This is a genomic window from Neorhizobium sp. 2083 (assembly GCF_031455615.1).
Taxonomy (GTDB): domain Bacteria; phylum Pseudomonadota; class Alphaproteobacteria; order Rhizobiales; family Rhizobiaceae; genus Neorhizobium.
Map to the genome: position 1 here is coordinate 23,050 of NZ_JAVDTC010000004.1, position 25,015 is coordinate 48,064.

Here is a 25,015-nt window from a genome sequence, read left to right on the forward strand (position 1 = left end):
CTGTGATGTTCTACTCCCAATGAAGTAGGCCCGGTCAAATAGATAGACGGCGGAAGCCGTGCCACTATCGGATCTCCAAGGTTGGACCCGCAAGTGGAGGAAATGCATGAAAAAACGGGTGAAAAGCGATCCGAACTGGCAGGAGCCGGTGGTCGTGGCGGTCGGGCGGCGGTCTCCGGAAATTATCCGGACACCTGCGGAGGCCCTGATCTATCTCACCAACAAATGGCCGGCGGCGCGCAACGAGCGCTACAGAACGGCGACCCAGGTCTGCTCGGCCGCCCTGCGCAGGCAGATCGACGCGGCAGCGGCGCGCGAGACGTTCCTGTCCGCCGCACTCGAGGCGGGCATGCTCCAATAGCCGGGTTTCATGCCGTCGGCCTAGCCTCGGGCGGCATGGTGTGCCTGTGCAAGGCGGCGGCATGCGCGGGTCGTGAGCGCCATCACGGTGAGGGTCGTTCCCGCGACACCGCTGGTGGGGAAGGAACTGGCGTCCGTAACGAGCAGGTTGGGAACGTCCCAGCTCTGGTTCCAGGCGTTCAGGACCGATGTTTCAGGCGACGTTCCCATCCGTACGCCCCCGGTCTCGTGAATGGCAGCGCCCATCGACATGCTTCGATGGAACATCTTTCGGAACAACAGGCGGCTGAAGATATCGGCATCGGGATAGGCGCCCCTTCCCATTTCCTTCAGTCCAAGCGGTGATCCGATGAATTCCAGATCGCCGCCGGCTTGCCTGATCATTTCGATCAGGGTTTCTTCCTGCGTGGCCAGGATCTCACGCTCGCCGGCACTCATGACACAGCGGATATGCGCAACGGGAATGTTCCAGTTGTCCGTCTTGTGACGATCCAATGTCACGCGGTTGTCGGCGTGCGCCAGCATCCGGCCGTAGCCGAAAAATGCCATGCGGGCCGGGGTATCACTCGAAACGGGCGTCCTGCCGACGGCCCCTTGATAGGCGAAGTCACCGCTTTGGCTTGCGTCCCCCGACGGTTCGAACCGCGGGATGAATATGCCGCCGGAGGCGTTGTAGAACGGGTCTGCCGGTGCCGAATCATCCTTCATCCACCCCGAGACCGGCGGAAATGACCCCATGGCCAGAGACGGCAGCTGGTCCATGAAGTAACGGCCCAATGTTCCCGAACTGTTGCCGAGACCCTGCGGATGCAGGGAGGAGGCAGAGTTCAGAAGAAGCCGGATGCTCTCGATCGGCGAGGCACAGACGACCACGTTCGAAGCACGGACCGTCTCGGTCGCTCCGGTGGCGCTGTCGGTGAATTCCGCCCCGGTCGCCAGGCCCGTGTGACTATCAGTCGTGATGCGACGCGCGACCGCATTGTAGCGGATGGTGAGATGGCCGGTGGCTTGTGCGTCACGAAGGGCACGGGGGACGCGTTCGGTTTCCGGAGCGATATAGCGCCAGGATACGACCCGCCGTTGCGGCCATCGCCCTTCGACGGCTGCCTTGAACGCTTCCTCGGCCGGGGTGAGAGTTGCCCGTTTTGAATAGATTCCATCCGGCAGCGTCGAGACGTTGTCCTTTTGGCCGTAGAGGCCGAGATAGGATTCGACCTCGGCATAAAAGGGATCGAGCTCCTCATAGGAAAGAGGCCAGTCGACGCCCTGGCCGGTTCGGGCATGCTGCCTGAAATCGTCATCGCTCCACCGCAGGAGAACGCGGCCGAAGGTATGCAGCCTCCCGCCGGCCTGCCGCCCTCTGATCCAGAGGAAGGGAGCATCCGGGGGCGTCGTGTAGGGATTGCGGCGATCGTTGATGAAGAGGTGGCTCATCCACTCCTTGAAGAAAACCGCGCGCGCCTGGACTGGCTGCCCGTTTGCTGTCGCGCGTGCCCGTTCCCAGATGTTGATGTCTTTCTGCGCCGCCTTTTTACGAGCCGGGTCGAAGTCCTTCGGACCGATCGAAGGCCCTGCCTCGAGAAGAAGGACCGACAAGCCTTGAGCGGTCAGTTCCTTGGCTGCGAAGGACCCGGCCGCGCCGGAACCGACGACCAGTGCATCATAGACGGTTTGAGACATAGCTTTCAGTATCCTGCCTGCGGCAAATGGATTTGTCCCGAGATATCAACGGGATTTCCGGGCGTTGGACGGGCCGCAACGGCCCGTTCATGCAGCGATCCGGTGTGGTGCGGGCGCTGCGCCGGCTCAATGGGAAGCGGCGGGGCGCCGCAGACCTGCCAGCCACAGCGCGCTGGCCTCGGCGCATTCGAAGGGGGGAAGCGTGGGGAAATCCACTTCGGCAACCAGCCAGCCGTCGAAATCAGGGCCAAGGGCCGCGATCATCCCGGCAAGATCGAGTTCGCCGGTCCCGGGTTCCGCCCAAAGGCCGGAAACAACGGTTTCCTGGTAGGTCTTTGCCGCAGCCTTGGCCGCGTCGCGCACGCCCAGCCGGCAGTCCTTGACATGCACGACCCGTGTGCGGTCGCGGTAATCGCTCATGAGACCGATCACGTCTGCCCCGGCCCATGACAGATGTCCGGTGTCGGGGCCGAAACCGAGCTGATCCGAGCCGATACCGTCCAGCAGGCGGCGGGTTTCGGCCTCCGTCTCGATCCAGGTTCCGATATGAGGATGGAGTGCTGCCCTGACGCCTTCCTCCTTCAGAATTGCGGAGGCCTTGTCGACAAGGTCGAAGATCATCGCAAAGCGCGCCTCGTCGAAGTCCGCCCCGACGCCGGGGCGTTGGACGCGTGGCGCATCCTTGGTCATGCGGGTGGCGATGAACATGTCGGTCAGGCCGAGCTCGGCCTGTTGCGCGGCACCGGTGCGCGCCGTTTCCAGCGTTGTCGCTAAGTCGACACCGTGTTCCGGCAGCGCCATCGACAGATAGCCCGGGGCAGGCTGCAGGCCCGCATCCTTCAGGGCGTCCTTGTAATCCTCCGTCGTCCATCCGCCCGGGACCTGGGCGTGGACGGCGTGAAATCCGGAGCGCGCGATTTCCTTCAGCAGGTCCTGCGGGGCAGGTCCTTTGGTCGGATCGAGCCAGCCGTCTTCCGTCGCGAACCACTGGATGGGATTGAGAGCGAATTTGTAGCCGCCAGAAGCAAATAGAGGATCCGTCATGAAGAATGTCCGCTTTTGGGTTTTCCGCGCCGCTCGTCCCTCCATTTCGGGCATGCCTCCACCAGCAGCCGGACAGGTGTCCGGATGATGCGAAATGCCCTTACTGCGCGTTTTGTCGATGAGACGAGTACGCCTAGAGGTACATGAGCGCCTTCATCGAATAAAATAACTTCGACTGGCCTGGGTATAACTCATTTTCATAGGGGCGGACCGGTACTATTCTAGGAGGACGCCTGTCGTGGTTCCGCCGGTCCGCTCGATCTCGCGCAGCAGTGCGGAGACCGTCGGGCGCAATTCGCCCTTGCGCCGGAATACGGCGAAGATGTTGCGTGTCAACGACACTTCCTTGAAGTCGAGGGCGACCAGCCCCATTCCGCTTCCTTCGACACTGGCCCGCGTCAGGTAGGCGAGGTGCTGCGTCCTGGCGATCATCGACGTCATGAAGGTCACGGAGGTCGTCTCCATGACGACCCGCGGTTTCGGCAGGCCCGCCGCCCGGAAAACCCCATCGAGGGTGATCCGATCCGGCTCAGGAAGCGGCGGAAGCACCCAGTTGTAGGGCACCAGATCCTCCGGGGTGAGTTTCCTGCGCCCTGCCAATGGATGGGATTTGTGGGCGACAATCTCGACTGGCTCATTCAAAACCAGCCGCCATTCGAAGTCCTCGTTGAGGATGTCGGTGGGTTTGACCGTAAAGACGATATCCAGCTTGCCGTTGAAAAGCTGGGGCAGCATGACCTCGTTCAGTCCTTCATGGATGACAAGGCTGACATCCGGACGCGCCGCCGTAAAGCGCACCAGGGCATCGGGAATAAGCTTCTTCAGCGCCGCCGGCATGCCGCCGATCCGCAGGGAACCGCGGCGCGCCCCGCGCATGGCGTCGATTTCATCCACGGCTTCGTCGGCGAGCGACAGCAGTAGTTCGCTGTAGCCGATCAGGCGTTGCCCAAACAGTGTGACCTGAATTCCCGTTGGTCCCCGGTCGAGCAGGCGCACGCCAAGCGACTGTTCCATGCTACGGATGCTTTTGCTGAGCGCAGGCTGGGTTAGACGCAGGTTTTCCGCCGCCATGCTGAAACTGCCCGTATGTACGACCGCAATGAAATGCCGGAGCTGTCGAAGATCTAGCCGATGTAGGTTTTTGTTCATGAGGGCCTTGCTGCGAAACGCGTCTACAGATGGCAGTATGACTAAAGGTTATACCTCGGGCAATGTTAGTTGTTTGACTTCGCGCCGCCGTGAACCGACTGTCGTGTCATAAAGGCCGGGTGGAACCCCGCCATGACATATCGACACCGGATCGGCATGCATGGTGATTGTTCCGCTAAAACCGGCCGCATAAGGGAACACGGTGACTGCGCTGAATATTCCGAAACCTGGAAGCTTGGCGTCATAGTCACGGAAAACGGAAACGCCGGGCCGGAGCTGCACCGGGATTTGTACACACGATCGAGCTGTAAGCATCCTGCATTTCGAGGAGATGCTGGCGGCACTCGTGCGCGCAAACGCCAAGAATCTGCGAATGACCGTATTAACTGGAGGTGAATACATCATGGTGTTGCTAAAAACTGAGAAGACGTCGCGCTTGCCGACACTGCTGTCCATGGGTTTCGTGGTGGCGATGGCGTTGGCATCCTCCGAGAGGATGGCGCATGCGCAGGCGGTGGAGCTTCCGAAGCCCCTCATCGATGCCGCGCAGGCCTATGCGTCTAAACTGACCGGCGGGCAGAAGATCGGCGGCAAGGTCTCCATTCTCGGCGTCAATGGTGGCCGGGAACTCGATATGCTCAAGGCGGCCTGGGCGCCGTTCCAGGCGGCGACCGGTATTACCGTCGACTATACGGGCACGACCGATTTCGCGGCGGTGCTGCAGACGCGCGTCCAGGCAGGCGATCCGCCGGATCTTGCCGGCTCCACCAATATCAACAACCTCATGCGTTACGCCAAGCAGGGCGCCCTGAAGGATGTCGGGGCGATGGTCGGCGAAGGTGCCATCAAGGGTAAATTCGATGCCGGGCTGGTCGATGCGGCAAGTTTGAACGGGAAGATCTACGGGGTCTGGACCGAACTCAACAACTTCATGGTCTGGTACAACGTCCATACCTATGACGGTCCGAAGGACTCGCCGACCTGGGAGCAGTTCGACGCATGGGCAGTGAAGCGCGCCAATGCCGGCAAGACGCCATGGTGTTATACCGACGAGCGAGGCGCCTCCTCGGGGGCGCTCGCCGGCAACTGGATCCAGGCCTACATCCTGAAGAATTCCGGCCAGAAAACCCTCAAAGGTCTTGCCGATGGCTCGGTTTCCTGGACTGCCCCCGAAGTGAAGGCCGCCTTCGAGGCCTTCGGCAAGGTTGCCCACGACCCCAAGATGATCCCGGGTGGCCCGGTTGCCGCCATGTCGACGCCCGCCGTCAAAGTCGGCACCGGACTTTTCTACGAACCGCCGCAGTGCTCCGTTCTGCTCTGGGGCACCTATGCCGGCAGCCTGACCACCCTGATCTATCCGAAGGTCAAGCCGATCGAGGACCTGGACTTCATGCCGGTGCCGGGCAAGCCGGAAAATGCCGCCTATGAGACCTTCGGCGGAACGCTCTACCTGGCATTCAAGGATACGCCGCAGGTCAAGGCATTCCTGTCCTATCTGGTCTCCGACGAGGCGCAGAAGCTTGTGGCTTCCGCCGGCAACTGGACCGTGGCCAGCCAGGCGGTTCAGCCGAGCGACTATTCCAACCCGGTCCTCAAGCGGGCTCGCGAGACGCTGCTCAAGCCGGGCGTGACGCTCGTTGCGCAGCCGACCCAGGTCGTCGATCCGCCGGTAATCCAGGCCTTCTGGAAGGGGATTGTGCAATATGTGCTCGAGCCTGAGAGCCTCGACAGCGTCCTGAAGTCCATCGACGCCGCGAGATAGGCCAACGATCAATTTCCGGGAGCGGCCCGAGGTCGCTCCCGGCACAAGACGGAATATGCACCATGAGTAGTCAGATCCTTCAACTTGTCCTTGGGCTTCTCGCACTGCCCGCGGTGGTCCTCGCCGTCATCCTGCCGGGCGAACTGGCGATCAGAAGGTTTCCGCAGAAGCGCCAGAGCACCCTGCGACCATGGATCTGGCTCTCGCCTGTCCTTGCTCTGGTCGGGCTTGTCATCGCCTATCCGCTTGCCGCATCGATCATTTTCAGTTTCCGCGATGCGACGGCCAGCAAGTGGGTCGGATTCAGCAATTTCGCCTGGGCATTCGGGAGCGCCATGCGGCCCGTTCTGTTCAACAACGTCCTGTGGATCGTCGTCTTTCCCGTCCTGACGGCCGTGCTTGCCCTTTCTGCCGCCATCATGCTGGACCGGGTCAAATACGAGCGCGTCGCCAGAACCTTCCTGATCCTGCCCACCGCCATGTCTTTTGTGGCCGGCGCCGTCATCTGGAAGATGATGTATACCTACGAGCCCCCGATGCAGCCCCAGACCGGTACGCTCAACGCCATCTGGACCGCGCTTACCGGGAAAATGCCGATCGCCTGGCTGATAGACCGAGGCGTCAACAACTATGCGCTGATCTTCGTCGCGGTATGGATGAGCATCGGCGTCGCCACGCTCATCCTTTCGGCGGGCGTCAAGAACATACCGCGCGAACTGGTCGAGGCGGCCCGCATAGACGGGGCGGGGGAGTGGGCGATTTTCCGTTTCGTGACGCTTCCCTCGCTGTGGCCGACGATCCTCGTGGTCCTGACCACCCAGGCGATCTTCTCCCTCAAGGTATTCGACATCGTCTACGTCATGACCAACGGCTCGTTCGGCACCGACGTGATTGCCAACCGGATGTATACGGAACTCTTCGTGAAGCAGAATCTCGGAACGGCCAGCGCCATCGCCGTCTTGCTCCTGATCCTGGCGTCCCCCGTGATCTTCATGAACATCAAGCAGATCAAGTCGGGGGGAGGAGAGTGACGATGTCCGCAATCGAAAGCCGCACCACCATGTCCGCACCGATGCAATCCACGTCCAAGCTCGGAACCCGGCTGAAACGGATAGGGCTCCACACGGCGGTGTTCCTCCTTTGCCTGGTCTGGTTCACGCCTGTCCTGTCGCTTTTCGTGACCACGTTCCGGTCGGAAAGCGACTCCTCGCAGACCGGGTGGTGGCATGCCTTCGTCGAGTGGCGGCCGGTGCTGTCCAACTATGTCGAAGCGATGTATCTGACCGGCGTCGGCCGGAGCATCGTGAACTCGATCGTCCTGACGGTTCCAACCGTTCTCGGCACGGTGCTGTTCTCCGCGATCGGCGCGTTCGCGCTGGCGCGGATGCGGTTTCGCGGGCGCATCGCGCTGTTCCTCGCGATGGTCGGTTTCCAGGTGCTTCCGCCCCAGCTGGTGCTGGTGCCGATGCTCAAATTCTTTCTCGCGCTTGGCCTTACCGGAACATTCATCCCGGTGTGGATCATAGAGATGGGACTGACGGTGCCGTTCGGGATATTCCTCCTTTACGGCTTCTTCGCCAGCATTCCGTCCGATCTTGTGGAAGCCGCCCGCATCGACGGCGCGTCCGAGCCCCGGATATTCTTCCAGATCATCCTGCCGCTTTCGGGAGCCGTTCTCGCATCGCTGGCAATCCTGCAGTTCATGATCGCCTGGAATCACCTCCTGATCCCGCTGATCTTCCTGGGGTCCGGCTCGCTCTCACCGCTGACGGTGCAGGTGGCAAGCCTGGCGCAGACCAATGCGGGTGGCCTCAACACGCTGACGGCCGCGACCTTCATCTCGGTGATCGTGCCTTTGGTCCTGATCGTCACCCTTCAGAAATATTTCGTACGCGGCGTGCTTGGCGGCGCGGTCAAAGGATAACCATCAACGGATTGCGATCCGCCGGGAGCGGAAGGCAACCGCTGCGCCCGACGACAGAGTCGGAGCGCGCAAGGAGGAATGGAAGCATGGCCAACGTAAATCTTCGGGATGTCAGAAAGATCTACAATCAGACTCAGGTCATTCACGGCGTGAACGTCGACATCGACGACGGCGAGTTCGTGGTTCTGGTCGGACCGTCGGGATGCGGAAAGTCGACACTGCTGCGGATGATCGCCGGGCTGGAGGAAATCAGCGACGGCCAGGTCCATATCGGATCGACCGTCGTCAACGACATGTCCCCGAAGGACCGGGATATCGCGATGGTTTTCCAGAGTTACGCGCTCTATCCACATATGACCGTTGCACAGAACATGGGTTTCTCCTTGCAGATGCGCGGCAGCGCCAAGGCGGAGATCCGCACCGAGGTCGAAAAAGCCGCCAAGATCCTGAACCTCGAGCCGCTGCTCGAGCGTTATCCGCGGCAATTGTCGGGCGGCCAGCGGCAGCGCGTTGCCATGGGGCGGGCGATCGTGCGCAATCCGCAGGTCTTCCTGTTCGATGAGCCGCTGTCCAATCTGGACGCCAAGCTGCGCGTCATCATGCGCGGCGAGATCAAGGCGCTGCACCAGAGGCTGGGAAGCACCATGGTCTACGTGACGCACGACCAGATCGAAGCCATGACCATGGCAGACAAGATCGTGGTGATGCGGGACGGTTTCGTCGAGCAGGTCGGCTCTCCCCTTGCTCTCTACGATCGGCCGGCCAATCTCTTCGTTGCGGGTTTCATCGGTTCGCCGGGCATGAACTTCCTGTCAGGCCGATATGCCGGCGGCGCGGTCTGGATCGGCGACGTCTCGCTTCCGGTTTCGAATCCTCCGGCCTCCGCCAGCGAAGGGCGGCAGGTGATCTACGGCATCCGCCCCGAAAACCTGGCCATTGCCGACGACGGCGGCCTGCCTCTTGTCGTCGAAGTCATCGAGCCGACAGGCGCCGAAACCCATGTCGTCGGTCACATATCCGGACAGCGGGTCATCGGTGTTTTCCGCGAGCGATTTGCGACCCGGCCCGGAGATGTTCTTCGTGTCAAGTTCGATCCCCAGAAGGTCCATCTCTTCGACCAGCAGAGCGAACAACGGATAAACTGAGGGCAGGCGCGCGAACGACAATGAACGCACACCAGATCGAATTATCTCGAGAGGCGAAGGTCTTTCAGCTGACGGAGACGTTCAGCCCGTCGATGCGGACATTCCCGCAGATGATTTCCCTTCAGGCCGAGCGCTATGGCGATCGCCCGCTGGTCAAGATCGACGGCGGGACGCTCAGCTTTTCCGCGGTGAAGGAGCTGGCGGCCGCAGCGGCCAGCACGCTTCGTGCGGCAGATGTGAAAGCCGGCGATACGGTCGCCATTATCTGCTCCAACAGGCTTGAATTTCTTCAGATCCTGCTCGGCTGCGCCTGGTGCGGTGCGATTGCCGTCCCCATCAATACGGCCTCCCGAGGGGCTCAGCTCGCGCATATTCTGAAGAACAGCGGTGCCAAGCTCGCCCTCGTCGAAGGGAATCTTCTTGGCGCGATGGCAAATCTCCAGGATGCGCCGCTGCCTGTGGAACGGATCTGGACTGTCGGGGACGTGCCGGACGATCTCGTCCTGCGCTGGCCGCACCACAAAATCCCCGAGATGATGGGCGACATGGAGGCTTACCCGAGCCGGCCTTCCGATACGATGGCGATCCTCTACACGTCCGGCACGACGGGCCTTTCGAAAGGCGTCTGCTGCCCCCACGCACAATATTTCTGGTGGGGTGTCCATACGGCGGCACTTCTCGGCATTGCGGACGACGATGTTCTGCTCACCTGCCTTCCGCTTTTCCACACCAATGCGCTGAACACATTCTTCCAGGCGCTTCTGACCGGCGCATGCCTCGTGGTCGACACGCGTTTTTCGGCATCGCGCTTCTGGACGAGCCTTGCCACGCACGGCGCAACGGTCACCTATCTGCTTGGCGCCATGGTGCCGATCCTGCTGTCGAAAGACGCGAGCGATGCCGAAAAGCAGCACAGGACGCGGATAGCGCTCGCACCCGGCGTTCCGCCCCAGTTCCATGCGCCTTTCACGGAACGCTCCGGTGTGGCGCTGCTCGACGGTTATGGCTCGACCGAGACGAACTTTGTCGTCGGCGCGCTGCTTCATGAGCAGAGGCCCGGAACGATGGGAAAGGCACGGCCGGGCTTCGAGATCGCCGTATTCGACGAGAGTGACAACCTGGTGCCGGACGGCACGCCCGGAGAACTGGTGGTGCGCGCCGCCGAGCCGTTTGCGATCGCGACCGGCTATTTCGGCATGGCCGAAAAGACCGTGGAAGCCTGGCGGAACCTCTGGTTCCATACCGGCGATCGCGTCACCAAGGATGCGGACGGCTATATTCAGTTTCTGGACCGCATGAAAGATGCCATCCGCAGGCGAGGGGAGAACATCTCCTCCTTCGAGGTGGAGCAGGTGCTGATTTCCCACCCGAGCGTCGAGAACGCGGCGGTGTTTCCGGTCCGGTCGGAACTGGCGGAAGACGAGGTGATGGCGTCGATCGTCCTCAAAGAGGGCTTCGATCTGGGCGCTGCGGAGCTGCTCGACTTCTGCCAGCCCAAGATGAGCTATTTCTCCGTGCCGCGCTTCGTGGATTTCGTCGATGCGTTGCCGCTGACGGAAAACGGCAAGGTTCAGAAATTCAAGCTGATCGAGCAAGGGGTGACGAAAACCACCTGGGACAGGGAAGCCGAAGGATACAAATTGGATCGTTAGAACGATCCGGCCTGCAATCCGATTGATAGAGCAGCGACGCCATCGTTTGAGGTGCGATTTGCCACCAGAAGATCTCAGCTTATGGGATAACCTGACCTTGTCCGTGAAGGTTGTCGAGACGCAATTGGGGCGGGCTCACAGAAGCGAATTCCATTGTACGCTCGCTCAGGTGCAGGTGATGAAGGAGCTTTTTCCCGCGCACTCTGGGCTCAGAGTGGGCGAGTTGGCGGCGCGGCTGGCGGTGATGCCAAGCAACATCTCGCAGATCGTCAAAGGACTAAGCGCCGCCGGGCTGGTGGAGCAGCATCCGATGGAAAAAGATCGGAGAATTCAGATCGTGAGCTTGACCGCGCGCGGGCGTCACGTTGCGGCAAGCGAGGTTTCTCGAAATCGGAAGGAAGTCGAGGCTTATTTCGCCTGCCTTACGGGAGACGAAAAGCGCGTGATGTCCAGCTTGCTGCGGAAAATCGCCGCCTTTCGGCAAGCCGGCATACGTTAGAGGTCGTCATTCCAACGGGCAGTGCCCCGCTTCATAGGTCGGGGCGACGCGCCGCCCGCGCTGCGGACGGGTTATTCGTTCGGGATTGCATTCCGGACCGTATTTTTCCGCAAGGCTTCGCGCCTGAGCAGCATGCCGAAGAGGTCGCGCGGCTCGTCGGGATCGGCCAGCAGGTCGAGATTTTCGTAGAGGCCGGTGCCGGCGAGCTTGTCTCTTATATAGCGGAGCGCCGAAAAGTCCTCGGTCGCGAAACCGACGCTGTCGAACAGCGTGACCTGCGCGCTGCCGGTCCGGCCCGTCGAAAGACCGGAGATCACCTGCCAGATTTCGGTAACGGGGTAATCCGCCGGCATCTGCTGGATTTCGCCTTCGACACGGGTCTGCGGCGGATATTCGACAAAGATGTCGGAGCGGGTGAGGATATCCTTGTGAAGCTCGGTCTTGCCGGGGCAATCGCCGCCGACGGCATTGATGTGAACGCCCGGTCCGACCATGTTGTCGGTGAGGATGGTGGCATTCTGCTTGTCGGCCGTGGCGGTGGTGATGACCTGGGCGCCCTCGACCGCCTCCTGGGATGACCGGCATCGGGTAATGTCAAAGCCCATGCCCGCAAGATTTTTGGCGCATCGTTCGGTCGCATTAAGGTCGATGTCGTAGAGGCGCAACTTGCCGATGCCGACCAGCGCCTTGAAGGCGATCGCCTGGAATTCGCTCTGGGCGCCATTGCCGATGATCGCCATGCAATCGGCGCCTTCAGGCGCGAGATATTTGGCGGCTACTGCCGAGGTTGCCGCGGTGCGTAGCGCCGTCAGGATGGTCATTTCGGATATGAGGAGAGGGTAGCCGCTGTCGACATCGGAGAGGACCCCGAAAGCCGTTACCGTCTGCCGGCCGGTTCTGGTATTCTTGGGGTGGCCGTTGACATATTTGAACCCGTAAAGTGAGCCGTCGGAGGTCGGCATCAGCTCGATCACGCCTTCCTGCGAGTGGGAGGCGATGCGCGGTACCTTGTCGAAGGTTGCCCAGCGGCGGAAGTCCGCCTCGATATAGCCGGCCAGTTCCTTGAGGAATGTCTCGACTCCGGTATCGAGGACGAGATCCATCATGTTCTCGACGCTGATGAACGGCACGATGTTCAGGTTGGGCAAAGCTGGCATGATCGGCTCCTTGGCAGAGATCATATCCCTTTCAGGCGCTCTGCGCCATGCGTGCCGAATCCGTCTTTCGTCGTCAGCCCTTGTCGTTCATGGCTGCGCGGAGGGTGTCGTTGATGCGATCCTGCCAGCCGGGGCCGTCCTCCTGGAAATACGCGAGCACGTCGCTGTCGAGCTTCAGCGACACCTGCTCCTTGACATTCGGCAGCGGGCGCCGCTCGACGGCGGGAGCGGGCGATGTCTTCTTGGCCGGCGCAAACAGAGCCTCTGCGGCGTCGAGCGGATTGACGGGCCGGCGCGGGGTGCGTGTCATGATCATCTCCTTAGTCGATGGGAATGCCCGTCGTCGCAGATCAGGTCTGTGTCCGCGGCTCCTTTTCGAACTATCAGTAAGCTTGGCCAAATAGCAATTGCGGCGTGGTCGGCCAGAGGAGGAGGCATCGCCGGTCGCGGTCTACGGGCGCATCGGCATCCGCGATCTCATGGTGGCTATCGGAGATCCGGTCCTGGTCGTATAACCATGCTCGATCCCGAGAACACTCCCGGGCAGTTTAGCTGACACACGCGATCCACGGATCGCCCGTAGGATCACTCCCGTTGCACCGGCCTCCGGCCGATGCAAAGTCCTGAAATCCATCCGTCTCACCCAAGGAGAACAGCCATGGACCGCACCGCAGTCGAAAGCCGCCGCAAGGCGTCGCTGAATACTCCATCAGATCTGCCCTCCAATGCCACCGCCGATATCGCCGGTGCGCTTGCGGCGCTGCTTGCGGACACGTTCGCGCTCTACCTCAAGACCAAGAATTTTCACTGGCACATGAGCGGCCCACATTTTCGAGACTACCACGTGATGCTCGACGAGCAGGGCGAGCAGATCTTTGCCATGACCGACGCGATTGCCGAACGTGCCCGCAAGGTCGGCGGCACGACCATCCGCTCCATCGGCCATATCGGCCGGCTGCAGCGTCTTCTCGACAACGACGCCGATTTCGTCACGCCGCGCGACATGCTGGCGGAGCTCAAGGACGACAACCGGCAGCTTGTCTCGTTCCTGCGCCAGGCACACGAAGTCTGCGCCGAACATAATGACGTAGCCACCACGAGCCTGCTGGAAGTCTGGATCGACGAGACGGAACGGCGCGCCTGGTTCCTGTTTGAGACGACGCGCAACGCCGAATAACCCGGTCGCAGATCACGATTCATAGATTCATGAAGGAGTCCCGGCGGCAGGGACATCGCTGCCGCCGATCGTTGCATCATCATCACATCCATCGTTCAAGACCAGTACAGGTATTTCATGATCCAGGATTTCTCTTCCATCATCGAACGTTTCGGTGTCGGCAGTCGCGGCAGCTCGGCCGTTGTGCATCAGGGCACCGGCTATTTCGCCGTGACGCCCCAGTCGCCCTATGACGGCGATCTGAGCGTCGCCGAACAGACCCGGCAGCTGCTCGCCAAGGCCGAGGCGCGTCTCGCCGAGATCGGCAGCGCCAGGCAGGGCCTGATCTTCTGCGCCATCATATTGGCGGACATGGACGGTTATGCCGAAATGAACGAGGTCTGGGACGCCTGGGTTTCGGGCATGGCCCCGCCGGCCCGGGCCTGTTTCGAGGCACGGCTTGCCAATCCCAACCTCAAGGTGGAGATGATCATGGTGTGCGCTGCCGCATCAGCCAAGGCGGAATAGAAGGCATATTAGCAAGACCATTGCGCACACTGCATGGGTGACTTGAGGCTTTGTTGCTTTTCCAGGCAGGCGAGGAGGGCTATATCACTCTCATCGAACGACGCCGGAGCCAAGAACGGTTGCTGACGTCAGACTGTCTCAGGAAAGGGACCCGATCATGAACGTAGCACGCTCTTTCAACAACTGGCGCAAGTATCGTCAGACCGTCACCGAACTCGGCCGCATGACCAGCCGCGAGCTGCAGGACCTCGGCATCGACCGCGCCGACATCCGCAATGTCGCCCGGGCAGCCATCGGTCGCTGATCGCGATATTTCTGCACTGCAGTTTCAAGACGCCCGCCATTGCCGCGGGCGTTTTCGCGTCCAGAGGTGACCGGATCGGCCGGATCTCGTCGGTGCCGTAAGCGCTCATTTTTCGGTATGCAAATTTCGTATAGCTGCACTGCAACATAATGACTATCAATTCAGCCGGATCGGCGTATAGTCATACTTATCGAAGCGATGCACCTCCTCCCGCAAAGCTTCGTGTTATCAGGCGCCTCACTCCTCCTCCCAGGGGCGTTTGTAGGAACAGCGGCACTCCTCCTCCCAGCCGCTGTTCGGTTCTTTTCGGAAAGCCTGCCGCACCTCCTCCCGCGGCAGGCTTTTTCGTTTTCGGGACCGAGGATTTTCCAGAACTCAAAGTCGCGTGCGTTTGCCCTTGCCGGGCTCGGGTGCGGACGATTCCTGCCTGAAATTCGAGGGGCGGGATGAGGTGCTGTCGCAGACCCGTCGACAGAGCGGCCGGCCAGGCGTGAGCAGCCTTCGCTTCGCGTCGCAACGCCGCCTTGCCGGCGGCCGAGAATCGCGATTCTCGCCAAAGCGCGTGAAGACGTGTCGTCCTCCGGACGTATATCGCCTGTTGACCTGTCTTCTTTGCCCTTCCAGGGGATGCTTCGTTCATCGCCGCGACCACGTCTGCCGTGGTCCGCCAGTCAGTCAATGAAGATCGTAACGATCGGTTAAAAACCGGCCCCCGTGCGGGCCTTCATTTACCCTTTGTTAACCATATCGGCGCTAAAAAACGGTCAACGATTTCTTTACGTAGATGACCAAAATGCTAACGGACGCTCGATCTATCCGCATCAAGGGCCGCTCATTTCTGGCGGTCGTCCTTGCCCCCGATCTTCCTTTCGACGACTGGCTCGTCAGGCTGGATGATCTCGCGGCTCGTTCCGCAGGTTTCTTTCTCGGCCGCCCGGTCGTGCTTGACGTGACCGATCTGCCGATCGATCGCGCTCAGCTGAAGGAGCTCATAACCGAGCTTGCCGGGCGCAACGTCAATATCATGGGCATCGAAGGCGGCCGTCCTTCGATCCTGGGGCAGGGCATGCCTCCGGCGCTCAAGGGCGGCCGGCCGGTGTCGGACGAGGCCGTCGCCAAGGAGCCGATTATCGAGCTGCGCAACAGCGAGCCGAAGCCGTCGGTGCCCGAGGCACGTCCGACCTTGCAGTCCATCGTCATTCGCGACCCGGTGCGGTCAGGACAGTCGGTGATCTTTCCCGAAGGCGACGTGACGATCATCGGGTCGGTCGCTTCCGGGGCCGAAATCATCGCCGGCGGATCGATCCATATCTACGGCACCCTGCGCGGCAGGGCCATGGCGGGGTCGCTCGGAAACGCATCGGCGCGCATCTTCTGCCGCAAGCTCGAGGCAGAGCTGCTGGCAATCGACGGCATCTACAAGATGGCGGACGACATGGCCCCCGGCCTTCGCGGACACTCGGTCCAGCTTTGGCTGGAAGGGGATTCGATCATGGCAGAGAAACTTATTTGAGCCGAAACCGGCCAGCAAACAGGAGAGCAAGATGGGGAAAGTCATCGTAGTCACTTCAGGCAAGGGCGGGGTTGGCAAGACGACCTCGACTGCCGCACTTGGAGCGGCTCTGGCACAGCGAAACGAACGGGTCGTTGTCGTCGATTTCGACGTCGGGCTGCGCAATCTCGACCTGGTGATGGGCGCCGAGCGCCGGGTCGTCTACGACCTGATCAACGTCATTCAGGGTGAAGCCAAGCTTTCGCAGGCGCTGATCCGTGACAAGCGGCTGGAGACGCTGTTCCTGCTGCCGGCGTCCCAGACGCGCGACAAGGACAACCTGACGCCGGAGGGTGTCGAACGGGTCATCACCGAGCTGAGGCGGGTGTTCGACTGGGTCATCTGCGACAGCCCGGCCGGCATCGAAAGCGGCGCAACGCTTGCCATGCGCCATGCCGACATGGCCGTGGTGGTCACCAATCCGGAAGTCTCGTCGGTTCGCGACTCGGACCGCATCATCGGCCTGCTCGACTCGAAGACGTTGAAGGCCGAGCGCGGCGAACGCATGGAAAAGCACCTGCTTCTCACGCGCTACGACGCCAACCGCGCGGAACGGGGCGACATGCTGAAGGTGGAGGACGTGCTGGAAATCCTGTCCATCCCGCTGATCGGCATCATTCCGGAAAGCATGGACGTGCTTCGCGCGTCGAACATCGGGTCGCCGGTCACCCTGGCGGATGCGCGCAGCGCCCCGGCCATGGCCTATTTCGAGGCCGCACGCCGGCTTGCCGGCGAGGTTCTGCCGATCACGGTCCCGGGGGAAAAGCGCGGGATATTCGGCAAGATCTTCGCACGGAGGGCCGCATGACGATATTCAACCTCTTCCGCAAACAGCGCTCCGCTCCAACGGCCCGCGAACGCCTGCAGGTGCTTCTCGCCCACGAACGTTCGTCGAACGGCTCTGACCTCGTATCCGTGCTTCGCGAAGAAATCCTCGCGGTGATCGCCAAGCACGTGCAGGTCGACAGCGACAAGGTGCAGGTCAAGATGGATCGCGACGAGGATGTCACGATCCTGGAGATCGATGTCGAGATCCCGCTCGACGCCGTCAGCCAGGCTGCCTGAGCCGGTCGCATTCGACCGGACCTTAAGTTTCGAAACGCGGGCACCCCGGTTGTCCGCGTTTTGCATTTTGCGCCTTCCGCCGCTGCATCTTCTAATCTTGGCGGCCGTTCGAGGATTGACAAAAAAACCTCTCCGTCCGATAGCTCAGGGATATTCCGAGGGGGGCATCTTGACGATGCTGAGATGGCGGTGAGCCGGACCCTTGAACCTGATCCGGGTCATGCCGGCGTAGGAACGGAAACAGGCGTCCTCCGACGATTTTTCTCTTCTCCGCTTCACCTGGATCTCCGTGATTGAGCTGATCTGGAGATCGACGATGACATCCATTCTTTCCGCATTCCCAAGCCCGTTTCCGGTCGTCAGATCCGGCGCTTAGCATCATGCGGGCGTCCCACGCGGTGATTGGCCTCGTCCTGCTTGTCGCTCTATGGCAGGCTGGCGTCTGGCTTTTTACTCCGCCCCGCTACATCCTGCCGTCTCCGATTGAGGTGGTCTCCGCCTTCTGGCGTCAGCCGGGGTTCCTGCTGAGAAACAGCGCAGTTACGCTGACGGAAATCGCGCTCGGCCTGGTCATCGGCGGCACCTTCGGCATCGCGACCGCCTTCGGGGTCGCGGCATTGCCGCGGCTTGGGCGCCTCGTCTGGCCGATGGTTCTCGTCCTGCAGGCCTTTCCCGTCTTCGTTCTGGCGCCGATCCTGGTTCTCTGGCTCGGTTTCGGGCTCGCCTCGAAAGTGGCGATGACGACGATCATCATCTTCTTTCCGGTCGCCTCGGCCTTTGCCGACGGCCTTCGCCGCACAGATCAGGAAATCCTCGACGCCGTATCGCTGGAGGGCGCGAGCCACTGGCAGGCGCTGGTTGCGATCCGCGTGCCGCTGGCGATCCCGAGCCTCGTCTCGGGCCTCAGGGTTGCCGCGCCTCTGGCACCGCTCGGGGCGGTCGTCGGTGAGTGGGTCGGGGCATCCGGCGGGCTCGGTTTCGTCATGGTCCAGGCGAATGCCCGCATGCAGACCGATACGGTGTTCGCCGCCATGGTCGTCCTCGCCATCCTCACTGTCGCTTTAAGGCTTCTCATCGACCGGCTGACCGCAGGCCTCGCCCCCTGGGCCAGCGAAGCCGATCCTGCATCCTCATCCTCATCCGCATCAAGGAGCTCCGCCCAGTCATGATCCGTATCCTCACAGCGTCCGTCATCGCGCTCGCCACCCTGGCCGCGCCCGCTTCCTCGCAGGCGGCCGACAAGCTCGGCGTGCTGCTCGAATGGTTCGTCAATCCGGATCACGCACCGATGGTCATCGCCAAGGAGCGCGGCCTGTTTGCCGATGCCAATCTCGACGTCGAGCTCATCCCGCCGTCCGACCCTTCCGCGGTGCCGCGCCTCGTCTCGGCGGGGCAGGCGGATATCGGCATTCATTACCAGCCCAATCTCTATCTCGATCACGAGGCCGGCCTGCCGCTGGTGCGGTTCGGCACGCTGGTCGAAACCCCGCTCAATACCGTCACGGTTCTGGCGGATGGCCCGATCAAGAGCCTCAAGGACCTGAAGGGCAAGAAGGTCGGCTTTTCCGTCACCGGCTTCGAGGATGCCATGCTGAAGCGCATGCTGGCTTCCGAAGGGCTCTCGAACGACGACGTGGAACTGATCAACGTCAATTTCTCGCTGTCGCCTTCGCTGATCGGCGGCAAGGTGGATGCGACGCTCGGCGGTTTCCGCAATTTCGAGTTGACCCAGATGAAGCTGGAAGGCCATGCGGGGCGCGCCTTTTTCCCCGAGGAGCACGGGGTTCCCGCCTATGACGAGCTGATCTTCGTCACCCGCCGTGATCTGGTCGCCGACAGCCGGCTGCCGCGCTTCCTGCATGCGGTCGAACAGGCCTCGATCTTCATCACCAACCACCCGCAGGAGGCCTGGCAGCTTTTCGTCAAGGCCTATCCGAACCTTGACGACGAGCTGAACCGCACCGCCTTCTTCGACACGCTGCCGCGTTTCGCCAAGCGTCCGGCCGCGCTCGACCAGGGCCGCTACCAGCGTTTCGCCGCCTTCATGCAGGAGACCGGGCTGATCAAGGCCGCGCCTCCGGTCGCGGACGTCGCAGTGGAAATCAGGTAGGCCAAGTCGCTGATCTTGTTGGATTTCGGTTCCGGTTCGCGTAACGTGACTTCCATATTGGAGACTTTTTCACGTTACGCGCCCCGGAGTTTGCTTGACCATCGGACTTGCCCATGCGGAACTGATCGCGGTTCTTTCCGCCGTCACAGGCGACGAACCGCGCGTCATGACAGTTCGCTCCGGCGATGCGCTGCCGTCCGGCCCTTTCGAGCTCGGCCATCGCAGCCTGCAGGCCGGGCTCCGTGAATGGGTGGGAGACCAGACGGGCCATCCGCTCGGCTATCTCGAACAGCTCTACACGTTCGCCGATCGCGACCGCACCCATGAGGATGCCGGGGAGCGGACGATTTCGATCAGCTATCTCGGCCTCGTTCGCGAACAGGCAGCCCCCGGTGCCGGAAAGCCCGGCTGGCACGGTTGGTACGAATATTTCCCCTGGGAGGATCATCGCGGCGGGAGGCCGGAGATTCTAGCCGGCATTACCGGCCGGATGCAGGATTGGGTGGCGGCCGAACCCGCCCGCCGCGAACACCGCCAGCGCCGAGTCGATTTCGCCTTTGGCCTCGATGGGGCTGCCTGGAACGAAGATCTCGCCCTGCAGCGTTATGAGTTGATGTACGAGGCGGGGCTCGTCATCGAGGCGGGCTGCTCGGCGGCCAAAAGTTTCGGTCGCTCGATGTTTGCCGATCACCGCCGCATCCTGGCGACAGGGATCGCGCGGCTGCGCGCCAAGATCAAATACCGGCCGGTCGTCTTCGAACTGATGCCGGAGAGTTTTACGCTGTCGCAATTGCAGCGCACAGTCGAGGCGCTGGCGGGGCTCACCCTGCACAAGCCGAATTTCCGCCGGCTGATCGACCAGCAGGAGCTGATCGAGGAAACCGGGGAGGCAACCAGCGAGACAGGCGGCCGGCCTGCCAAGCTCTTCCGCTACCGTCACGCGGTCCTTGAGGAGCGCGCGCTATCGGGTTCGAAACTTCCGCTTTCACGCAATTGACATAAACTCGAATCGAGAATATCTCTTTGCGCCGGATATACTCACTTCGAGTATAAAAGGAGTTACTGATGAATTCTCCGCTTTCGGTTTCCTCGCTTTACGATCGTGTCAGCCGCGTCATCCCCAAGGCCGAATGGATGAGCTACGAGGCGGATGTCGCGGCGATCCTTGAACTCAAGCGAACGCGCAACGCCGTCATCCTGGCGCATAACTATCAGACACCGGAGATCTTCCATGGCGTCGCGGATATCGTCGGCGACAGCCTGGCGCTCGCCCGCAAGGCGATCGATGTGGACGCGGATGTCATCGTGCTCGCCGGAGTGCACTTCATGGCGGAGACGGCAAAACTCCTGAACCCGGAAAAGACGGTGCTGATCCCCGACATGGGAGCGGGCTGTTCGCTGGCGGATTCGATCACGCCTGAGGATATTGCCCTGCTGCGGCAGGCGCATCCGGGTGTGCCGATCATCACCTATGTGAATACGTCTGCGGCGGTGAAGGCGGCGTCCGATATCTGCTGCACGTCCGGCAATGCCAGGCAGGTGGTGGAATCGCTCGGCGTTCCCAAAGTGCTGATGATCCCCGACGAATATCTGGCGCAGAACGTGGCGCGCGAAACCGATGTCGAGATCATCGCCTGGCATGGCCATTGCGAAGTACACGAGTTGTTCAACGCGCAGGATGTCCGCGATCTGCGCGAGGCGCATCCGGGCGTGATGGTGCTGGCGCATCCTGAATGTCCGCCGGAAGTGGTCGCCGAGGCTGATTTTGCCGGTTCGACCGCCGTCATGTCGGACTATGTCGGAGCCAAGAAGCCGGCTCGGGTCGTGCTTCTGACCGAATGCTCGATGAGCGACAATGTCGCCGTGCATCACCCGGACGTGGAATTCGTGCGGCCGTGCAATCTCTGCCCGCACATGAAGCGCATCACGCTCGGCAACATCCGCAAGGCCTTGGAGGAGAACCAGCACGAGGTGACCGTCGATCCGTCGATCGCCGCGGATGCCCGCCGCGCAGTCGAGAGGATGCTCGCCATATGACCGAGATCCTCGACCATCTCGCCGGCCACGTCGCGATTGTCGGCAGCGGTCTGGCGGGGCTGGTGACGGCGCTGACCTTGGCGCCGCAGCCCGTCGTCCTGGTCACCCGCGCGGCGCTGGGTGCGGAAACTTCGAGCGCCTGGGCGCAGGGCGGCATCGCCGCGAGCCTCGGCGCTGACGACAGCGCGGACCTGCATCTTGCCGACACGCTCGCAGCCGGCGACGGACTTTGCGACGCGGCGGTTGCAGCTTCGATCCTGAGGGAAGCCCCGAACGCCATCGCCATCCTGGAAAGGTTCGGCGTGCGTTTCGACCGGGCCGCCGACGGCTCGCTTTCGCTCGGCCTCGAAGCCGCCCATTCACGCCGCCGCATCGTTCATGTGGCGGGCGACGGCTCGGGTGCGGCGATCGTCCGGGCTCTGGTCGAGGCCGTTTCCACAACCCCGTCGATCACCGTGCTTGATGGCGTCGAGGTTCGTCGGCTTCTGATGAATGGCGATGCGGTATCCGGCCTGCTTTGCGCGACGGCCAAGGGCACTGCCATCCTGCAGGCTTCGCGCGTGGTTCTTGCGACCGGCGGCGTCGGCGGGCTTTATGATGCGACCACCAATCCCACCGGCAATTTCGGCCAGGGCGTTATGCTTGCCGCGCGCGCCGGCGCGATGCTTGCGGATATGGAATTCGTGCAGTTCCATCCGACGGCGCTCGATTCGCCGCGACGGCCGCTGGCATTGGTCAGCGAGGCCGTGCGCGGGGAAGGAGCGGTTCTCGTGAACGAGAAGGGCGAGCGTTTTCTGGCCCGCGAACCGGGTGCGGAACTTGCTCCGCGGGACATCGTGGCGCGGGCGATCAGCGCCGAGATCGCCCGGGGCGGGCGGGTCTTCCTCGATGCGCGACCGGCGCTTGGAAGCGGTTTCTCCAGGAGGTTCCCGTCGATCGACGCACTTTGCCGGGAGGCGCGTGTCGATCCCAATTCCGAGCTCATCCCGGTTCGTCCCGCCGTTCATTATCACATGGGCGGCGTGGCGACGGATGAGAACGGCCGCAGTTCCCTGTCCGGCCTCTGGGTGGTCGGGGAGGCAGCCTCGACCGGTCTCCACGGCGCCAACCGGCTGGCCAGCAACTCGCTGCTCGAAGCCGCGGTCATGGGCATGCGGGCCGCGCAGGACCTTTCCGCCGCATCCGCCCTAATAGTGCATCGGGTCGCCGACGCCGAACTGCCGGTGCCGGCGGATATTTCCGCCGTGCGGCCGATCGTGTCGCGGCATCTCGGCGTTCTGAGAAATGCCGGCGCAATCCACGGCGCGATTGCCAGCCTGTTGCCGCTCGTCGAGAGCGAAGGGGCGGCGGCCGATCCGGCGATCGTCGCATTGTTGATCGCGGTATTTGCATCGCTTCGGAAGGAATCCCGTGGCGCGCATGCGCGCACCGATTTTCCGTTGAAGCTCGCCTATGCGGAGCGGCGGCGGATGTGCTTCGCCGATGCGCTGGAAATTGCCCGCGGGACTGCCTCCCATCCCCTTGCCCGGAGTGCCTGACATGACCCTTGCCGCCCTTCCGCGACTTCTCGTCGAACCGCCCGTGCGCGCAGCCCTTCTGGAGGATCTCGGCCTTGCCGGAGACGTGACCTCGACGGCCGTCATTCCAGCCGATCATCGCTCGACCGTCGTCATGGCGGCGCGCAAGCCGGGTGTCATCGCCGGCCTCGATGCGGCGGAACTCGCCTTCCAGCTCGTCGATCCGAAAATCGTCATGACGCGTCATATCGAGGACGGCGGGGCCGTGAAGCCGGGTGACGTGATCGCGACGATCGAGGGCCCCTCGCGCGGGCTTCTGACCGGCGAACGCACCGCGCTCAACTTCCTCGGCCATCTCTCCGGCATCGCCAGCGTCACGGCCGGCATCGTTACGGCGATCGAAGGCACCAAGGCCTCGGTCGTCTGCACCCGCAAGACGACGCCGGGACTGAGGGCGCTGGAAAAATATGCGGTACGTGCCGGCGGCGGCATGAATCATCGCTTCGCGCTCTATGACGCGGTGCTGATCAAGGACAATCACGTGGCGATCGCGGGCGGCATCGCGGAAGCCATCCGCCGCGCCCGGTCGGGCGTCGGGCATATGGTGAAAATCGAGGTAGAGGTGGATACGCTCGCCCAGCTTCACGAAGCCATGCAGGTCGGCGTCGATGCGGTGCTGCTCGACAACATGACGCCGGGTGAGCTTAGCGAGGCGGTCGGCATCGTCGGTGGCCGGGCGATCACCGAAGCCTCGGGCGGGATCACGCCGGCGACCGCTGCGACTGTCGCCGCTTCGGGTGTGGACCTGCTCTCCGTGGGATGGATCACTCACAGCGCGCCGACGCTGGATATCGGACTCGATTTCCGGTCCTCAAATTAAGGGTGGCCGGCGGCGTCCTGGTGCTTCCTGAGCCGCTGAAAACAGTGCTACATCCTTGATCCGAAATGACGAACGGACAAGGAGTGCAAGATGCCGAGACTATCCAGGGACCAGATCGACGCCGTACTGGCTCTCGTCGATGCCGACATCGACAAGAGCCTCGCGCGCCTCTTCGATTTGATCCGCATTCCGAGCATCTCCACCGATCCCGATTATCGCGAGCAGTGCAAGGCTGCTGCCGAGTGGCTGAGCCGCGACCTCGCTTCGATCGGTTTCGACGCGTCCGTCCGGCCGACGACGGGGCATCCGATGGTCGTTGCGCACCAGAAGGATGCGGCCGGGCCGCATCTGCTGTTCTATGGCCATTATGACGTCCAGCCTGTCGATCCGCTGGCGCTATGGGTGAGCGACCCGTTCGAGCCGCGGCTGGAACCGCTGCCCAACGGCGATACCGCGATCGTTGCGCGCGGCGCTTCGGACGACAAGGGCCAGATGATGACCTTTGTCGAGGCCTGCCGCGCCTGGAAGGCCGTGACCGGAAAGCTGCCGGTGCAGGTCAGCATTCTTTTCGAAGGCGAGGAGGAGGCGGGCAGCCCAAGCCTTGCGCCATTCCTCGACGCGACCGCCGAAGAACTGAAGGCCGACATGGTCTATGTCTGCGACACCGACATGTGGGACCGCGAAACGCCGGCCGTCACCACCATGCTGCGCGGGCTCTACAGCACCGAGATCGAGATATCCTGCGCCGACCGGGACCTGCATTCCGGCATGTTCGGCAATGCCGCCCGCAACGCGTTGCAGGTGCTGTCGGATGTCGTCGCGAGTCTTAGGACGCCAGATGGCGGCGTCGCCGTCGAAGGGTTTTACGACGGCGTGAAGGAGCTGCCGGAGGCGATCAAGGCACAGTGGCAGCGGCTGCCGTTCGACGAGAAGGGTTTCCTTGCCGATATCGGGCTGAATATTCCGGCGGGCGAAGCGGGCCGGTCGATCCTCGAACAGGTCTGGGCGCGCCCGAGCTGCGAGATCAACGGCATGAGCGGTGGATATACGGGCGAGGGGTTCAAGACGGTCATTCCGGCCAAGGCGACCGCCAAGATCTCGTTCCGGCTGGTCGAGGGGCAAGTGCCGGAGAAGATCCGCGATGCCTTCAAGGCGCATGTCGAGGCTCGCATTCCGGCCGACTGCTCGGTGACCTTCAAGGATTTCGGCCTTGCGCCGGCGACCGTGATGCCGATCGAGAGCCCGTTCCTGACCAAGACGCTGGCGGCGCTTTCCACCGAATGGGAATGCGAGGCCGCGCTTGCCGGAACCGGGGGCTCGATCCCGATTATCGGAGAGTTCAAGCGCCGCCTCGGCTGCGATGCCCTGCTGGTCGGCTTCGCCCGTTTCGACAACCGCGTTCACAGCCCGAACGAGAAATACGACCTGTCGAGCTTCCACAAGGGGATCCGCTCCTGGGTGCGCATTCTCGCCGAGCTTGCCGACTGACCTTTT

The 25,015-nt window shown here is 62.3% G+C and carries 26 protein-coding genes and 1 riboswitch; of the genes, 20 read left to right on the forward strand and 6 right to left on the reverse strand.

The window, feature by feature from the left end; genetic code table 11:
- Positions 1-106 precede the first annotated feature (106 nt).
- On the forward strand, positions 107-361 hold the full coding sequence (locus J2X76_RS16280) for a DUF982 domain-containing protein (RefSeq protein ID WP_113127273.1): 255 nt from the start codon (positions 107-109) through the stop codon (positions 359-361).
- A gap of 20 nt (positions 362-381) precedes the next feature.
- Here the strand turns inward: J2X76_RS16280 and J2X76_RS16285 are convergent, their stop codons facing one another.
- From J2X76_RS16285 to J2X76_RS16300, 4 genes are all read right to left on the reverse strand, one after another.
- Positions 382-2,040, reverse strand: coding sequence for a GMC family oxidoreductase (locus J2X76_RS16285; RefSeq protein WP_310218107.1), 1,659 nt, complete (start codon positions 2,038-2,040; stop codon positions 382-384).
- Between the two features lie 126 nt (positions 2,041-2,166).
- Complete coding sequence (locus J2X76_RS16290; protein ID WP_310218108.1) at positions 2,167-3,084, reverse strand: sugar phosphate isomerase/epimerase; 918 nt, start codon at positions 3,082-3,084, stop codon at positions 2,167-2,169.
- A gap of 216 nt (positions 3,085-3,300) precedes the next feature.
- Entirely contained in the window at positions 3,301-4,233 is a 933-nt protein-coding gene (locus J2X76_RS16295; RefSeq protein ID WP_310218109.1) for a LysR family transcriptional regulator, read from the reverse strand.
- A gap of 48 nt (positions 4,234-4,281) precedes the next feature.
- Positions 4,282-4,689 (reverse strand): hypothetical protein, encoded by a 408-nt coding sequence (locus J2X76_RS16300; protein ID WP_310218110.1) that lies wholly within the window; start codon positions 4,687-4,689, stop codon positions 4,282-4,284.
- On the opposite strand from J2X76_RS16300, the gene J2X76_RS16305 reads away from it, so the two are divergent.
- From J2X76_RS16305 to J2X76_RS16330, 6 genes are all read left to right on the forward strand, one after another.
- Positions 4,670-5,995, forward strand: a complete 1,326-nt coding sequence (locus J2X76_RS16305; RefSeq protein WP_162732183.1) for an extracellular solute-binding protein — start codon at positions 4,670-4,672, stop codon at positions 5,993-5,995. The two genes, J2X76_RS16300 and J2X76_RS16305, sit on opposite strands and share 20 nt — an antisense overlap.
- A 62-nt stretch (positions 5,996-6,057) precedes the next feature.
- Entirely contained in the window at positions 6,058-7,026 is a 969-nt protein-coding gene (locus J2X76_RS16310; RefSeq protein ID WP_113284604.1) for a carbohydrate ABC transporter permease, read from the forward strand.
- Positions 7,027-7,028: 2 nt separating this feature from the next.
- Positions 7,029-7,919, forward strand: coding sequence for a carbohydrate ABC transporter permease (locus J2X76_RS16315; RefSeq protein ID WP_113284605.1), 891 nt, complete (start codon positions 7,029-7,031; stop codon positions 7,917-7,919).
- An 86-nt stretch (positions 7,920-8,005) separates the two neighbouring features.
- The gene (locus tag J2X76_RS16320) at positions 8,006-9,064 is read left to right on the forward strand and encodes an ABC transporter ATP-binding protein (protein ID WP_113284606.1); all 1,059 of its coding nucleotides are present in this window, start codon (positions 8,006-8,008) and stop codon (positions 9,062-9,064) included.
- A gap of 20 nt (positions 9,065-9,084) precedes the next feature.
- Positions 9,085-10,716 carry an ATP-dependent acyl-CoA ligase gene (locus J2X76_RS16325; protein WP_310218113.1) on the forward strand — a complete coding sequence of 544 codons (1,632 nt, stop codon included), beginning with the start codon at positions 9,085-9,087 and terminating at the stop codon, positions 10,714-10,716.
- A 178-nt stretch (positions 10,717-10,894) separates the two neighbouring features.
- Positions 10,895-11,215: a MarR family winged helix-turn-helix transcriptional regulator gene (locus J2X76_RS16330; protein ID WP_405030053.1), complete on the forward strand. Its 321-nt coding sequence runs from the start codon at positions 10,895-10,897 to the stop codon at positions 11,213-11,215.
- 71 nt (positions 11,216-11,286) lie between these two features.
- Here the strand turns inward: J2X76_RS16330 and J2X76_RS16335 are convergent, their stop codons facing one another.
- A complete protein-coding gene (locus tag J2X76_RS16335; protein ID WP_310218114.1) occupies positions 11,287-12,372 on the reverse strand; it encodes an ornithine cyclodeaminase in 1,086 nt (361 codons plus the stop codon).
- A gap of 73 nt (positions 12,373-12,445) precedes the next feature.
- A complete protein-coding gene (locus tag J2X76_RS16340; protein WP_113127263.1) occupies positions 12,446-12,682 on the reverse strand; it encodes a BrnA antitoxin family protein in 237 nt (78 codons plus the stop codon).
- Positions 12,683-13,030: 348 nt separating this feature from the next.
- Here J2X76_RS16340 and J2X76_RS16345 point away from each other — a divergent pair, with 348 nt between their 5' ends.
- The 13 genes from J2X76_RS16345 (at position 13,031) to J2X76_RS16405 (ending at position 25,009) form a co-directional block, all read left to right on the forward strand.
- Complete coding sequence (locus J2X76_RS16345; RefSeq protein WP_113127262.1) at positions 13,031-13,549, forward strand: Dps family protein; 519 nt, start codon at positions 13,031-13,033, stop codon at positions 13,547-13,549.
- 117 nt (positions 13,550-13,666) lie between these two features.
- A complete protein-coding gene (locus J2X76_RS16350; protein ID WP_310218116.1) occupies positions 13,667-14,056 on the forward strand; it encodes a RidA family protein in 390 nt (129 codons plus the stop codon).
- Between the two features lie 157 nt (positions 14,057-14,213).
- Positions 14,214-14,360, forward strand: a complete 147-nt coding sequence (locus J2X76_RS16355; RefSeq protein WP_007759327.1) for a DUF1127 domain-containing protein — start codon at positions 14,214-14,216, stop codon at positions 14,358-14,360.
- A 784-nt stretch (positions 14,361-15,144) separates the two neighbouring features.
- Positions 15,145-15,873, forward strand: a complete 729-nt coding sequence (gene minC / locus J2X76_RS16360; protein ID WP_310218120.1) for a septum site-determining protein MinC — start codon at positions 15,145-15,147, stop codon at positions 15,871-15,873.
- A 31-nt stretch (positions 15,874-15,904) separates the two neighbouring features.
- Positions 15,905-16,720, forward strand: a complete 816-nt coding sequence (gene minD / locus J2X76_RS16365; RefSeq protein ID WP_113127258.1) for a septum site-determining protein MinD — start codon at positions 15,905-15,907, stop codon at positions 16,718-16,720.
- Positions 16,717-16,977 (forward strand): cell division topological specificity factor MinE, encoded by a 261-nt coding sequence (minE, locus tag J2X76_RS16370; protein WP_113127257.1) that lies wholly within the window; start codon positions 16,717-16,719, stop codon positions 16,975-16,977. Before minD ends, minE begins: the two co-directional genes overlap by 4 nt.
- Before the next feature lie 148 nt (positions 16,978-17,125).
- A riboswitch (TPP riboswitch) is annotated at positions 17,126-17,229 on the forward strand.
- 128 nt (positions 17,230-17,357) lie between these two features.
- On the forward strand, positions 17,358-18,146 hold the full coding sequence (locus J2X76_RS16375; protein ID WP_310218121.1) for an ABC transporter permease: 789 nt from the start codon (positions 17,358-17,360) through the stop codon (positions 18,144-18,146).
- Positions 18,143-19,087, forward strand: a complete 945-nt coding sequence (locus J2X76_RS16380; RefSeq protein WP_310218123.1) for an ABC transporter substrate-binding protein — start codon at positions 18,143-18,145, stop codon at positions 19,085-19,087. Before J2X76_RS16375 ends, J2X76_RS16380 begins: the two co-directional genes overlap by 4 nt.
- Positions 19,088-19,181: 94 nt before the next feature.
- Positions 19,182-20,084 carry an NrtR DNA-binding winged helix domain-containing protein gene (locus tag J2X76_RS16385; RefSeq protein WP_310218125.1) on the forward strand — a complete coding sequence of 301 codons (903 nt, stop codon included), beginning with the start codon at positions 19,182-19,184 and terminating at the stop codon, positions 20,082-20,084.
- Between the two features lie 68 nt (positions 20,085-20,152).
- Positions 20,153-21,124, forward strand: coding sequence for a quinolinate synthase NadA (gene nadA, locus J2X76_RS16390; RefSeq protein ID WP_113284617.1), 972 nt, complete (start codon positions 20,153-20,155; stop codon positions 21,122-21,124).
- Positions 21,121-22,662, forward strand: a complete 1,542-nt coding sequence (locus J2X76_RS16395) for an L-aspartate oxidase (protein ID WP_310218126.1) — start codon at positions 21,121-21,123, stop codon at positions 22,660-22,662. Before nadA ends, J2X76_RS16395 begins: the two co-directional genes overlap by 4 nt.
- Position 22,663: 1 nt before the next feature.
- Entirely contained in the window at positions 22,664-23,521 is an 858-nt protein-coding gene (gene nadC / locus J2X76_RS16400; RefSeq protein ID WP_113284619.1) for a carboxylating nicotinate-nucleotide diphosphorylase, read from the forward strand.
- A 90-nt stretch (positions 23,522-23,611) separates the two neighbouring features.
- Positions 23,612-25,009, forward strand: a complete 1,398-nt coding sequence (locus J2X76_RS16405) for a dipeptidase (protein ID WP_113127250.1) — start codon at positions 23,612-23,614, stop codon at positions 25,007-25,009.
- Positions 25,010-25,015: the final 6 nt, after the last annotated feature.

Excerpts from the sequence above, each read along its gene's own strand:
- J2X76_RS16280 (WP_113127273.1), top strand. The coding sequence starts at position 107 with ATGAAAAAACGGGTGAAAAGCGATCCGAACTGGCAGGAGCCGGTGGTC.
- J2X76_RS16285 (WP_310218107.1), bottom strand. The coding sequence starts at position 2,040 with ATGTCTCAAACCGTCTATGATGCACTGGTCGTCGGTTCCGGCGCGGCC.
- J2X76_RS16290 (WP_310218108.1), bottom strand. The coding sequence starts at position 3,084 with ATGACGGATCCTCTATTTGCTTCTGGCGGCTACAAATTCGCTCTCAAT.
- J2X76_RS16295 (WP_310218109.1), bottom strand. The coding sequence starts at position 4,233 with ATGAACAAAAACCTACATCGGCTAGATCTTCGACAGCTCCGGCATTTC.
- J2X76_RS16300 (WP_310218110.1), bottom strand. The coding sequence starts at position 4,689 with ATGGACAGCAGTGTCGGCAAGCGCGACGTCTTCTCAGTTTTTAGCAAC.
- J2X76_RS16310 (WP_113284604.1), top strand. The coding sequence starts at position 6,058 with ATGAGTAGTCAGATCCTTCAACTTGTCCTTGGGCTTCTCGCACTGCCC.
- J2X76_RS16315 (WP_113284605.1), top strand. The coding sequence starts at position 7,029 with ATGTCCGCAATCGAAAGCCGCACCACCATGTCCGCACCGATGCAATCC.
- J2X76_RS16320 (WP_113284606.1), top strand. The coding sequence starts at position 8,006 with ATGGCCAACGTAAATCTTCGGGATGTCAGAAAGATCTACAATCAGACT.
- J2X76_RS16325 (WP_310218113.1), top strand. The coding sequence starts at position 9,085 with ATGAACGCACACCAGATCGAATTATCTCGAGAGGCGAAGGTCTTTCAG.
- J2X76_RS16330 (WP_405030053.1), top strand. The coding sequence starts at position 10,895 with ATGAAGGAGCTTTTTCCCGCGCACTCTGGGCTCAGAGTGGGCGAGTTG.
- J2X76_RS16335 (WP_310218114.1), bottom strand. The coding sequence starts at position 12,372 with ATGCCAGCTTTGCCCAACCTGAACATCGTGCCGTTCATCAGCGTCGAG.
- J2X76_RS16340 (WP_113127263.1), bottom strand. The coding sequence starts at position 12,682 with ATGACACGCACCCCGCGCCGGCCCGTCAATCCGCTCGACGCCGCAGAG.
- J2X76_RS16345 (WP_113127262.1), top strand. The coding sequence starts at position 13,031 with ATGGACCGCACCGCAGTCGAAAGCCGCCGCAAGGCGTCGCTGAATACT.
- J2X76_RS16350 (WP_310218116.1), top strand. The coding sequence starts at position 13,667 with ATGATCCAGGATTTCTCTTCCATCATCGAACGTTTCGGTGTCGGCAGT.
- J2X76_RS16355 (WP_007759327.1), top strand. The coding sequence starts at position 14,214 with ATGAACGTAGCACGCTCTTTCAACAACTGGCGCAAGTATCGTCAGACC.
- minC (WP_310218120.1), top strand. The coding sequence starts at position 15,145 with ATGACCAAAATGCTAACGGACGCTCGATCTATCCGCATCAAGGGCCGC.
- minD (WP_113127258.1), top strand. The coding sequence starts at position 15,905 with ATGGGGAAAGTCATCGTAGTCACTTCAGGCAAGGGCGGGGTTGGCAAG.
- minE (WP_113127257.1), top strand. The coding sequence starts at position 16,717 with ATGACGATATTCAACCTCTTCCGCAAACAGCGCTCCGCTCCAACGGCC.
- J2X76_RS16375 (WP_310218121.1), top strand. The coding sequence starts at position 17,358 with ATGCGGGCGTCCCACGCGGTGATTGGCCTCGTCCTGCTTGTCGCTCTA.
- J2X76_RS16380 (WP_310218123.1), top strand. The coding sequence starts at position 18,143 with ATGATCCGTATCCTCACAGCGTCCGTCATCGCGCTCGCCACCCTGGCC.
- nadA (WP_113284617.1), top strand. The coding sequence starts at position 20,153 with ATGAATTCTCCGCTTTCGGTTTCCTCGCTTTACGATCGTGTCAGCCGC.
- J2X76_RS16395 (WP_310218126.1), top strand. The coding sequence starts at position 21,121 with ATGACCGAGATCCTCGACCATCTCGCCGGCCACGTCGCGATTGTCGGC.
- nadC (WP_113284619.1), top strand. The coding sequence starts at position 22,664 with ATGACCCTTGCCGCCCTTCCGCGACTTCTCGTCGAACCGCCCGTGCGC.
- J2X76_RS16405 (WP_113127250.1), top strand. The coding sequence starts at position 23,612 with ATGCCGAGACTATCCAGGGACCAGATCGACGCCGTACTGGCTCTCGTC.